Raw genomic sequence first — 10,955 nt, 5'->3', positions numbered from 1 at the left:
AAGTTGTGGAATTAGAGAAATCTGAGGAAGCGACAGAAGAAGTTGTGGAATTAGAAGAAGCAACTGAGGAAGCAGCAGAAGAAGTTGTGGAATTAGAGAAACCTGAGGAAGCGACAGAAGAAGTTGCAGAATTAGAAGAAGCTAAGGAAGCGACAGAAGAAGTTGCAGAATTAGAGGAAGCTAAGGAAGCAGCAGAAGTTGCGGAGTTAGAGGGTACTAAGGAAGAAGAACCAATTTCTCAAGAAACAGTAATTGAAGAAACGATGAATACAGATTTAGTGGAAAATACACCAGTTGCAGGGCAACCAGTGATTTCTCAACAAAAAACAATTACGTTCAAGGAAGAAAGTGAAGTATTCGTACCAGTTTCAGAAACGGATGAGCAAACAAAGAAAGATGTTCAAAACTTTGCGAACGTTTTAATTGAAGAAGCGGAAGAAAAGAAGCAAGTTGCTGAAGAACAGCCTGCTTTACAAATAGAAGAACCGAAACGTGAGAAAAAACGTCATGTCCCATTTAATGTTGTCATGTTAAAGCAAGACAGAAAGAAATTAATGGAAAGACATGCGGCAAGAACGAACGTAATGCAATCAACTGCCAGTGAACGAGTGGAAGAAAAGCCAGTGCAGCAAGTGGTAGTAGAACCACAAATGGAAGAAAAGCCAATGCAGCAAGTGGTAGTAGAACCACAAGTGGAAGAAAAGCCAGTACAGCAAATGGTAGTAGAACCACAAGTGGAAGAAAAGCCAGTACAGCAAATGGTAGTAGAACCACAAGTGGAAGAAAGTCCAGTGCAGCAAATGGTAGTGGAACCACAAGTGGAAGAAAAACCAATGCAGCAAGTAGTGGTAAAGCAAGTACAAGAGCCAATTTCAAGTACGGAAGTACAAGAGAAAGCATATGTTGTAAATCAAAGAGAGAACGATATGCGAAATGTATTGCAAACACCACCAACATACGCTATTCCACCATTAACATTGCTATCGGTTCCGCAGCAGGCAGCGTTAGATAATACAGAATGGTTAGAAGAACAGAAAGAATTATTAAATACGACATTTAATAATTTCCATGTTGGAGCACATGTTATTAATGTGTCACAAGGTCCAGCTGTAACTCGTTTTGAAGTACAGCCAGATCCGGGTGTGAAAGTAAATAAAATTACAAACTTAAGCGATGATATTAAGTTAAGTTTAGCTGCGAAAGATATTCGTATTGAAGCACCGATTCCAGGGAAAAGTGCGATTGGAATTGAAGTTCCGAATAAGGAAAGTAAGCCAGTATTTCTTCGTGAAATTTTAAGAAGTCCTGTATTTACAAAGAGTGAATCACCGCTTACAGTTGCGCTTGGACTTGATATTTCAGGCGATCCAATTGTAACGGATATTAGAAAAATGCCACACGGACTTATTGCGGGTGCAACTGGTTCAGGGAAAAGTGTGTGTATTAATGCGATTTTAACAAGTATTTTATATAAAGCGAAGCCGCATGAAGTGAAGTTAATGTTAATCGATCCGAAGATGGTTGAGCTTGCACCATATAATTCTGTTCCACATCTTGTAGCACCTGTTATTACTGATGTAAAAGCAGCAACAGCTGCGCTAAAGTGGGCAGTTGAAGAGATGGAACGTCGTTATGAATTGTTTGCGCATGCTGGTGCTCGTGATTTAACTCGTTACAATACGATTGTAAGTGGGAGAGAAATCCCAGGTGAGACATTACCTTATATTGTAATCGTCATTGACGAGTTAGCGGACTTAATGATGGTTGCTCCTGGTGATGTTGAGGAAGCGATTTGTCGTATTGCACAAAAAGCTCGTGCTTGTGGTATTCACTTATTAGTTGCGACGCAGAGACCATCTGTAGACGTTATTACAGGTTTAATTAAATCAAACATTCCAACGCGTATTGCGTTTACAGTATCATCTCAAGTTGATTCGCGTACGATTATCGATATTGGGGGCGCGGAGAAATTACTTGGCCGTGGTGATATGTTATTCTTAGGAAACGGTACGTCTAAACCGGTTCGTGTACAAGGTGTATATGTATCGGATGATGAGATTGAGAAAACAGTTGATCATGTGAGAAAGCAAATGAAGCCGAACTACTTATTTAAGCAAGAGGATTTATTAGCGAAAACAGAACAAGCTGAGTCGGAAGACGAATTGTTCTTTGATGCATGTCAATTTGTTGTAGAACAAGGGGGAGCGTCCACATCTTCTGTACAGCGAAAATTCCGCATCGGTTATAATCGCGCGGCACGTCTAATTGAAGAGATGGAATCGCAAGGGATTATTTCTGAAGGAAGAGGAACGAAACCGAGAGATGTCCTTATTTCTGAGGATGAATTCGCTGCTATGCAGGAAACAAATGTATAGTAAACGGTTTTGCTGTATACTAATAGAAAATGTTGGATAGTAAAGTAGGGAGTAAAGCGACATGAAAGAAATTGAATTAAAATTAAAAGGTGAAATAAATCGATTAACAAATAGAACATTTAAATTTGACGAGCGCGTTGGAGAAGGATGGTTCTCTGCCGTTTACTTTTTAAAAACTAGAGAAATTATTGAAGAATTTCGCCCGAAAAGTGTTGTAACAATGCAGTTTTTCCAAAAGGAACATGCAGTTCTTTGCGGAACAGATGAGGTAATCGCATTGCTACAAACATTTGCTAAAAATCCTGAGGAATTAGAAATTCATTCTTTAAAGGATGGCGATAATATTAGTCCGTTTGAAACAGTGTTAACAATTCATGGTCCTTATGAAAATTTCGGATTTTTAGAAGGTGTAATTGATGGGATTTTAGCCCGTCGTACATCAGTTGCGACAAACGTATATAATGTTGTCCAAGCTGCACGTAGTGTAGATAAAGAAAAACCAGTTATTTTCATGGGAGATCGTGATGATCATTATACGCAACAAGCTGGTGACGGTTATGCGGCATACATCGGAGGTATGAGCGCACAAGCGACGCATGCAATGAATGAGTGGTGGGGCAGAAGTGGTATGGGGACGATGCCTCACGCATTAATTCAAATGTTTAATGGTGATGTTGTTGAAGCTGCAAAAGCGTATCATAAGAAATTCCCAGAAGATGAATTAGTTGTATTAATTGATTACAATAATGATGTCATTACAGATGCACTTCGCGTAGCTCGTGAATTTGGATCAACATTAAAAGGTGTGCGTGTCGATACGTCTCGTACAATGATTGATCAATACTTCATTCGTCACCCAGAAGTACTTGGAACATTTGATCCACGTGGTGTAAATCCATCGCTTGTATTTGCACTTCGTAAGGCTCTTGATGAGGAAGGGTTCCAACATGTAGATATCGTTGTAACTGGTGGATTTGATGAGAAGCGTATTCGTGAATTTGAAGCTCAAAATGTTCCTGTCGATATATACGGAGTAGGAAGTAGCTTATTAAAAATGAATATTGGCTTTACTGGTGATAACGTAGAATTAAATGGAAAACCAGAAGCAAAAGCTGGTCGTAAATACCGTCCAAATCCACGTTTAGAGCGTGTTCAATTAGAAACAAAAGAAGATATGTAAAAATGAGAAAAACTGATAGGTGATTGACCCTATCAGTTTTTCTGTTATCATAGTATAACAGCTGGTTTTTTGCTATAATAAGTTTGTTATGGACATAAAAAGAAGTACGTACGTGGTTATCCTGATAAGTGAAGATTAAAGAAAACTTCGCTTCATCAGAAATGTATGATGATTACCAAAATAAGAAAAGATTCATATACTGTCTTATAGATAGGCCGTTGTATTAGTTCGAAATGTTGGAGGTTCTTTAAGATGACAGTTTACCATTTTGTAGGAATTAAAGGAACAGGAATGAGTTCATTAGCGCAAATTCTTCATGACATGAAGCATACTGTTCAAGGGTCTGATTATGAAAAGCGTTTCTTTACACAAACAGCATTGGAAAAGCGTGGTATTTCCATCCTTCCTTTTGATAAGAATAATATTAAAGAAGGACAAGTGATTATCGCAGGAAATGCATTTCCTGATACGCATGAAGAAATCATAGCAGCAAAAGAGTTAAATATCCCAGTACATCGTTACCATCACTTCTTAGGTGATCTTATGAATCAGTACACAAGTGTTGCTGTAACTGGTGCACATGGAAAAACATCAACAACTGGTTTGTTAGCCCATGTAATGCAAGGTGCACACCCAACATCATACCTTATTGGAGATGGAACGGGGCATGGGGTAGAAAATAGTAAGTATTTTGTATTTGAAGCTTGTGAGTATCGTCGTCATTTCTTGTCTTACTATCCAGACTATGCAATTATGACAAACATTGATTTTGATCATCCAGATTATTTTACAGATGTCAATGATGTATTCAATGCATTCCAAGAGATGGCATTGCAAGTGAAAAAAGGCATTATTGCATGTGGTGATGATGAAGAACTTCAAAAAATTCAAGCGAAAGTACCTGTTATTTTCTATGGATTTGGAGAAGATAATGATTTCCAAGCACGTAACATTCAAAAGAGAACAGATGGTACTATATTCGACGTATTTGTTCGTAATACGTACTATGACACGTTCAAAATCACAGGATATGGCGATCACAGCGTATTAAATGCATTAGCAGTAATCGCGCTTTGCCATTATGAAAACGTTGATGTAGAAGCAGTTAAGCATCAGCTAACAACTTTTGAAGGCGTAAAACGTCGCTTTAATGAAAAGCCAATGGGAGAGCAAGTTATCATTGATGACTATGCACACCATCCGACAGAAATTAATGCAACGATTGAAGCAGCTCGTCAAAAACATCCAGAGCGTGAAGTTGTCGCTGTATTCCAGCCACATACATTCTCACGTACAGAGAAATTTTTAGATGAGTTCGCGGAAAGCTTAAGTAAAGCTGACCAAGTATACTTATGTGATATTTTCGGATCAGCACGTGAAAACAAAGGTGAATTAACAATTGAAGATCTGCAAAAACGTATTGACGGTGCAGAACTAATTACAGATACAACAACGGATGTATTAAAGAAACATAAAAACGGCGTTCTTATCTTCATGGGCGCAGGAGACATCCAAAAATTCGAAGCAGCTTATGTAAAAGAAGTTCAAGTTGCAGAGAAGTAATAGAAAAGACGCATAGCTTGGCTGTGCGTCTTTTTTTGCTGTTGTGGGTGTACAGTGTTGTCGAAACGTCGATATATTTTAAAAATTGTTGATATATTATGGTGCATTCCTTTAATTTAAAATGTTAGAATAATAAGAAAACTAAAAGGGGCTAAAAACATGTTCACACTCCGAGTAGATGATGAAATTGAACTACAACTATTAGAAAAACATCATAAAGAGGAACTATATGAATTAATAGATCAAAATCGTACCCATTTAAGAAGATGGCTTCCATGGGTAGATGGGACGAAATCTGCTGATGCGTATAATGAGATTTTTCCAATGTGGTTAAAGAAATTTGCAGAAGGAGATGGGTTTGAAACTGGTATACGTTATAAAGGAAAGCTCGTTGGGATGGTGGGGATTCATCCGGTGAGTTGGGGTAAAAAAGCGACGAGCCTTGGATATTATCTTGCAGAAGATGCTGGTGGAAAAGGTATTATGACGCGAAGTGTGAGGACTGTGCTTCATTATGCATTTGATAATTTAAAGCTAAATAAAATTGAAATTCGTTGCGGTGTTGAAAATGCGAAAAGCTGTGCAATTCCAGAGCGTTTAGGTTTTAAGTTAGATGGGATTTTACGAGATGAAGAATGGGTGTACGATCATTTTCAGGATATTGCTGTATATAGTTTACTAGCTTCGGAATGGAAGGATATTCGATGAACGAGAAGATTTGTATTATTCCATATGAAAGTAAGTTTCAAGATGAAGTAGTAGATCTCATTGTTCATATTCAGCAAAAAGAGTACAATGTCCCCATTACGAAAGAAGAGCAGCCTGACTTGCTTGAAATAGAAACGTTCTATCAAAGGGACAACGGAAATTTTTGGGTAGCAACTTATGATGGTAAAGTAGTTGGAACGGTAGCTTTATTAGATATTGGAAAGCATCAAGTAGCGCTAAGAAAAATGTTTGTGAAGAAAGAGTTCCGCGGAAAAGAATGGGGCGCATCACATACGCTACTTCAAACGGCAATCTCTTGGGCGAAGGAAAAGAAATTGGAAGACATTTATTTAGGAACAACAGTTAAATTTCTAGCAGCACACCGTTTCTACGAAAAGAATGGTTTTCAAAGCGTGAGTATAGAAGGGTTGCCAAAAAGTTTTCCAGTGTTAGAGGTAGATAAGAAATTTTATAGATATATCGTTTAAAAAGGTCATTTATAAATGATCTTTTTTTATGAACTGAAATGGAAATAATGGTATAATTTAGGTTAGTGGTGTAAGTATGAACTTTCCAATTCAAAGAAGTAAGTCTGCGATAATTTTCGTTAGTCTAACGTTAGCTTTCATGGTGGTATATCCGATTGTAATGTTCTTTACAAGAAAAGGGGATTGGGTTTCAGCTTTAATTGGGATGGGGTTATGCTTCATTGTAAATGGCCCTCTCGTTTGGGAAATATTTATTAATAAACATAAAGTAGAAAATGGTGTGCTAAAATACGGCGTTTTAAATGAAGATGTTGTATTGAAAGATATTAGAATTATTCGCTAAGTTGGGAAGTCTCTTGAAATTACGACGAATGCATATAAGGTACATATGATTGGGATGCCCCAAGATATGAATGAATTCTTGGCGCTTATTGAGAAAGAAAATCCATATGTGAAAATAGAAATGGTAGGTAAGAAATGAAATATGTAAAATCTTTATTTTGTTTGGAAATTTTGCTGGTGCTTGCTATTTGCACTAGAGTATATATGAAATGGGAGCTGCCATTATATGTCCCAATATTAATAGGGATTATTGCAGTGACACTTTTATTTTATTTCCATTCGCAGCAAATGAAGAATGAGAAACATAGCTCTCTATAGTACAGGGGGATTAGAAATGAAAAAAAATTATATGTTGTTTTTATTTCTGCTAACCACATCTATTCTTTTAATAGGATGTAGTACGAAGAAGGAAAAGGCAGATATGAACTTAGAAAAGGCACAAAAAATTGAAGTTGAATCCCTTATTGATTCGAGTGATAAAAAAACAATTACTGATAAGAAAGAAATTAAAAAGTTGTTTGAAGGAATGAAAATGGATAAGTGGGAAATGGAATCGGCTCCTATGGATACTCCGCAAGGGAAAACGTTTAAAATGTATCAAGAGGATACACCGAAATTATTGGATTCGAGTAAAGATAAAAAAGAGTTACATGAAATTGGTACTATGACAGTATATAAAGATGTTCCTTATGTTGAGATTAAAATGAACAATAAGAAGATGAGCTTTAAAGTGCCAGAAGATGTGGCGAAAGATTTATTAAAGTATTAATGAAAAACCGCTCGGATACAACTCCGAGCGGTTTTTTATTATTTTAAGTTCTCTGGGTTTAAAGCTTCTAACTCAGATACAACGAATCGGCCGTCTTTACGGATTAAAACGTCGTCGAAGTAAATTTCGCCGCCGCCGTATTCAGGGCGCTGGATGCATACTAAATCCCAATGGATGTTAGAGTTGTTGCCGTTCCATGCATCGTCGTAAGCTTGTCCAGGAGTGAAGTGGAAGCTGCCATCGATTTTTTCATCGAATAGAATGTCTCCCATTGGATGCAAGATGTATGGGTTTACGCCGATTGCGAATTCACCAACGTAGCGTGCGCCTTCGTCTGTATCGAAGATTTTGTTAATGCGTTCTGAATCGTTTGCAGTTGCTTCAACGATTTGGCCGTTCTCAAACTTAAGTTGTACATTTTCAAATGTATAACCGTTGTAAGGAGATGGTGTATTGTAAGAAACTGTACCGTTAACAGAATCGCGAACTGGTGCAGAGTATACTTCACCATCTGGAATGTTTAAATGACCTGAGCATTTAATAGCTGGAATGTCTTTAATAGAGAATGTTAAGTCAGTTCCAGGACCAGTTAAGCGAACTTTATCTGTTTTATTCATTAATGTAACAAGGCTATCCATCGCCTTATCCATTTTACCGTAGTCTAAGTTACAAACTTCGAAGTAGAAGTCTTCGAAAGTTTCTGTGCTCATTTTAGCAAGCTGCGCCATAGAAGCATTTGGGTAGCGAAGAACAACCCAGCGTGTTTTCGGAACGCGGATGTCTCTATGAACTTTTTTGCCAACTGTTTGGCCGTGAACTTTCATACGTTCACTTGGAACGTCAGCTTGTTCGTTAATGTTATCACCAGAGCGAAGGCCGATATAAGCGTCCATATCTTTCATTACGCTCGCTTCATATGCAGCGATTTGTTCGAAATGTTCTTCAGTAGCACCCATTAATAAAGAGCGATCTACTTGATGATCTTTTAAAGAAACGAATGGGAAACCACCAGCTGCATATGCTTCTTTTACAAGTGCAGTTACAAGTTCTTTTTGTAAGCCAAAGTTTTCAATTAATACTTTTTCGCCTTTTTGTAAGCGGATAGAGTAGTTAATTAAATTGTATGCTAACTTTTCAATGCGTGGATCTTTCATATGTAAAGCCTCCCTACTAATTATGTATCCTTTCCTATTGTAACCTACTTAGTGGAATTTGTTGAATCATTTATGTTAAAGTTAACGAATAAGTATGAAAATTCTAATGAAAAGATAGGGATTAGAACGAAACGGAAAATGATTGTATAATGAGAGAAAGTATGAAAAAGATAAAGGAAGTGATGAAATGCAAGTTCTTCTATATGTAAGTGCGGCTATTATCGCGGTTGCTTTCGCTGTATTAGTAGTGTATGTATGCAGAACGTTGTTATCGGTTCAGAAAACGTTAGAAAACGTTGCGAGCACGTTAGAAGGTTTAGAAAAGCAAATGCAAGGAATAAGCGTAGAGACGGAGCAATTATTACATAAGACAAATGCGTTAGCTGATGATATTCAACAGAAGTCACAGTCACTAAATAAAGTAGTAGAAGGTGTGGATGGAATCGGAACGACGATTCACTCTTTAAATACGAAGCTTCGCAATGTATCAGAGTCTGTTACGGACGAAATTGAAAATAATGCAGATAAAGTAGCACAAGTTGTGCAATGGAGCAGTGCAGCAATTGAAGTATACAACCATTACCGTGCTACGAGACAAGAGAAAAAGATTGAAAAAGAAGAGCGTAAACTTGAGAAAGCTGAGCAGAAGGCTGAAAAGAGAGAGAAACGCTCTAGACTTCGCATGAGAGGTGAGTAATGATGAGTATGATGAAGATTGAAACAATTGAAGAACTTGAAGCGTTAGTAGAAAAGAACGAGCCGTACGTTCTTTTTAAACATAGTACGACATGCCCAATTAGTCACGGTGCATATACAGAGTTTCAAGCGTATTGTGGTGAAGAAAGAGAAGTGCCAGCATATTACTTATACGTACAAGAAGCGAGAGATGTTTCGAACCATGTTGCAGAGCAGTACAGCATTAAGCATGAATCTCCGCAAGTGCTATACATAAAAGATGGAATGGTAGTATGGCATACATCGCACTGGAATATTAAAAAAGAAGCTTTAGAAGAGAATGTAAAATAGGGAGAGGCAAGCGAAGGGCTTGCTTCTTTTTTATTTTGTTGCAATATATTTATGGTACACTATAGATACATTAAAACTAAGTAAATTGAATTTTGAAAGTGGGTTTGAAGCAATGAAGAAAATGGCGTTATTCATCGCAAGCTTAAGTTTATTACTGGGGGCTTGCAGCAATAATACTATTGAGAAGAAAGATGAAGTTGTACAGAAAGATACGAAAGAAAAAAGTATGATTCCAAGAACTGCTGTTTCTAAGGATTACTATAGAACTGTTATTCCTTTAAAAGAACAAAAGGTAATTAATACAGTTAATGTTAAAACTAATTCTAAACTAGATTTAGCAGGATATGAAAATGGTTTAATGAATATTGCTTCAAAACAATTCGATACAGAAAATTACGTATTACAATTAAATCAATATATTCCAGAGAAAACAATTGATGAATTAGTTACGAAACAAGAAGTACCGGTTTTGACTAATATTATAGAACAGGACTACTTCGGCAAACAGAATTCAAATGAACTAAGCTTATCTGGTGTTGTTATTGGTTTAGCTATGTCTTCAAGTGTATCTAATGAAGAAGCTATTTCTAAAGGTACTGCAGTTGCCAAGCAACTTATAGAAGCTATTAATAAAAATGATAAATATAACAAATCTCCAATTACGTTTGCTATATTTAAGCAAGAAAGCACAAGCTCTTTAAAGAATGGTACTTATATTTCAAGCGCTACTGTTCAAAAGAACGAGAATAACCTTGGAAATTGGGATACTATTGATGAAAAATCGTATTCGTATCCTTCTCAAGAATTTGCGGGAGCACAAGGAGAAGACAATAAAAAGTTAGATGATTTTTCAGAAGCAATAAAGCAATTCTCTCCAGGAGATTATATCCCTGTTAATGCTAAGATTTCCTATAAGCAAAATAAGATGGATAAATTAAAGATGGATATTGTCGTTAAATATAATGGTAAGTCAGAATTAATGGCGCTTTCTCAAATGGCTGCTCAAAGTATGTTAGAAAGATTCCCTAAAGATGCTAAAGTTCAATTACAGATAAAGTCTGAGAATAAAATCGAGGCTGTTATTATAAAAGAGAAGAACAGCGATAAACCGTTCGTTTCTTTCCTATAAAATAAAAAAAGACAGTTTTTAAGCTGTCTTTTTTTATTTTATAAATTTTCCGGAATACAGTAATTTAAATTTACACTACGGATTTTCTGCTTTCTTATGATGCTATTTCCACGTCTTTTTTCTATCTTTTTCATACATTATTCTATGTTGTATATCGTGTGACAACCTTATATGTATCAGCTATAATAAGTTATCTTAAAAAAGTTAATGAAGAAATTTAA

At 36.6% G+C, this 10,955-nt stretch carries 11 protein-coding genes and 1 pseudogene; 11 read left to right on the top strand and 1 reads right to left on the bottom strand.

Translation table 11 applies throughout. The annotated features are described in order from the left end of the window. The 8 genes and pseudogenes from MRBLBA3_RS09915 to MRBLBA3_RS09880 all read left to right on the top strand — a co-directional run. On the top strand, positions 1-2,375 hold a 2,375-nt coding region (locus tag MRBLBA3_RS09915; protein ID WP_363381058.1), incomplete at its 5' end, for a DNA translocase FtsK. 61 nt (positions 2,376-2,436) lie between these two features. Continuing rightward, positions 2,437-3,555: a nicotinate phosphoribosyltransferase gene (locus MRBLBA3_RS09910; RefSeq protein WP_000658379.1), complete on the top strand. Its 1,119-nt coding sequence runs from the start codon at positions 2,437-2,439 to the stop codon at positions 3,553-3,555. 252 nt (positions 3,556-3,807) lie between these two features. Next, the gene (gene murC, locus MRBLBA3_RS09905; RefSeq protein WP_363381055.1) at positions 3,808-5,118 is read left to right on the top strand and encodes a UDP-N-acetylmuramate--L-alanine ligase; all 1,311 of its coding nucleotides are present in this window, start codon (positions 3,808-3,810) and stop codon (positions 5,116-5,118) included. Positions 5,119-5,277: 159 nt separating this feature from the next. Then, entirely contained in the window at positions 5,278-5,826 is a 549-nt protein-coding gene (locus MRBLBA3_RS09900) for a GNAT family N-acetyltransferase (protein ID WP_363381053.1), read from the top strand. Then, positions 5,823-6,314, top strand: coding sequence for a GNAT family N-acetyltransferase (locus MRBLBA3_RS09895; RefSeq protein WP_363381050.1), 492 nt, complete (start codon positions 5,823-5,825; stop codon positions 6,312-6,314). The genes MRBLBA3_RS09900 and MRBLBA3_RS09895 overlap by 4 nt, the downstream gene beginning before the upstream one ends. 76 nt (positions 6,315-6,390) lie before the next feature. Continuing rightward, a pseudogene (locus MRBLBA3_RS09890) lies at positions 6,391-6,795 on the top strand (PH domain-containing protein). Next, positions 6,792-6,974, top strand: coding sequence for a hypothetical protein (locus MRBLBA3_RS09885; RefSeq protein ID WP_363381047.1), 183 nt, complete (start codon positions 6,792-6,794; stop codon positions 6,972-6,974). The pseudogene MRBLBA3_RS09890 and the gene MRBLBA3_RS09885 overlap by 4 nt, the downstream one beginning before the upstream one ends. A gap of 16 nt (positions 6,975-6,990) precedes the next feature. After that, positions 6,991-7,425, top strand: coding sequence for a hypothetical protein (locus MRBLBA3_RS09880; protein ID WP_363381044.1), 435 nt, complete (start codon positions 6,991-6,993; stop codon positions 7,423-7,425). 38 nt (positions 7,426-7,463) lie between these two features. On the opposite strand, the gene MRBLBA3_RS09875 is transcribed toward MRBLBA3_RS09880, so the two are convergent. After that, the gene (locus tag MRBLBA3_RS09875) at positions 7,464-8,579 is read right to left on the bottom strand and encodes an aminopeptidase (protein WP_363381041.1); all 1,116 of its coding nucleotides are present in this window, start codon (positions 8,577-8,579) and stop codon (positions 7,464-7,466) included. Between the two features lie 187 nt (positions 8,580-8,766). On the opposite strand from MRBLBA3_RS09875, the gene MRBLBA3_RS09870 reads away from it, so the two are divergent. The 3 genes from MRBLBA3_RS09870 to MRBLBA3_RS09860 all read left to right on the top strand — a co-directional run bounded on the left by MRBLBA3_RS09870 (position 8,767) and on the right by MRBLBA3_RS09860 (position 10,734). Next, a complete protein-coding gene (locus MRBLBA3_RS09870; protein WP_001197724.1) occupies positions 8,767-9,276 on the top strand; it encodes a DUF948 domain-containing protein in 510 nt (169 codons plus the stop codon). 2 nt (positions 9,277-9,278) lie between these two features. Then, complete coding sequence (gene ytxJ, locus MRBLBA3_RS09865) at positions 9,279-9,605, top strand: bacillithiol system redox-active protein YtxJ (protein WP_002067603.1); 327 nt, start codon at positions 9,279-9,281, stop codon at positions 9,603-9,605. A gap of 112 nt (positions 9,606-9,717) precedes the next feature. After that, on the top strand, positions 9,718-10,734 hold the full coding sequence (locus tag MRBLBA3_RS09860; RefSeq protein ID WP_363381039.1) for a CamS family sex pheromone protein: 1,017 nt from the start codon (positions 9,718-9,720) through the stop codon (positions 10,732-10,734). The last annotated feature ends 221 nt before the right edge of the window (positions 10,735-10,955 follow it).

The sequence above is a fragment of the Bacillus sp. LBA3-1-1.1 genome (assembly GCF_040676495.1).
GTDB classification, from domain to species: Bacteria; Bacillota; Bacilli; order Bacillales; family Bacillaceae_G; genus Bacillus_A; species Bacillus_A nitratireducens.
This window is presented reverse-complemented; position numbering and strand designations above follow the sequence as displayed.

Excerpts from the sequence above, each read along its gene's own strand:
- MRBLBA3_RS09875 (WP_363381041.1), bottom strand. The coding sequence starts at position 8,579 with ATGAAAGATCCACGCATTGAAAAGTTAGCATACAATTTAATTAACTAC.
- MRBLBA3_RS09870 (WP_001197724.1), top strand. The coding sequence starts at position 8,767 with ATGCAAGTTCTTCTATATGTAAGTGCGGCTATTATCGCGGTTGCTTTC.
- MRBLBA3_RS09880 (WP_363381044.1), top strand. The coding sequence starts at position 6,991 with ATGAAAAAAAATTATATGTTGTTTTTATTTCTGCTAACCACATCTATT.
- MRBLBA3_RS09900 (WP_363381053.1), top strand. The coding sequence starts at position 5,278 with ATGTTCACACTCCGAGTAGATGATGAAATTGAACTACAACTATTAGAA.
- MRBLBA3_RS09860 (WP_363381039.1), top strand. The coding sequence starts at position 9,718 with ATGAAGAAAATGGCGTTATTCATCGCAAGCTTAAGTTTATTACTGGGG.
- ytxJ (WP_002067603.1), top strand. The coding sequence starts at position 9,279 with ATGAGTATGATGAAGATTGAAACAATTGAAGAACTTGAAGCGTTAGTA.
- MRBLBA3_RS09895 (WP_363381050.1), top strand. The coding sequence starts at position 5,823 with ATGAACGAGAAGATTTGTATTATTCCATATGAAAGTAAGTTTCAAGAT.
- MRBLBA3_RS09885 (WP_363381047.1), top strand. The coding sequence starts at position 6,792 with ATGAAATATGTAAAATCTTTATTTTGTTTGGAAATTTTGCTGGTGCTT.
- MRBLBA3_RS09910 (WP_000658379.1), top strand. The coding sequence starts at position 2,437 with ATGAAAGAAATTGAATTAAAATTAAAAGGTGAAATAAATCGATTAACA.
- murC (WP_363381055.1), top strand. The coding sequence starts at position 3,808 with ATGACAGTTTACCATTTTGTAGGAATTAAAGGAACAGGAATGAGTTCA.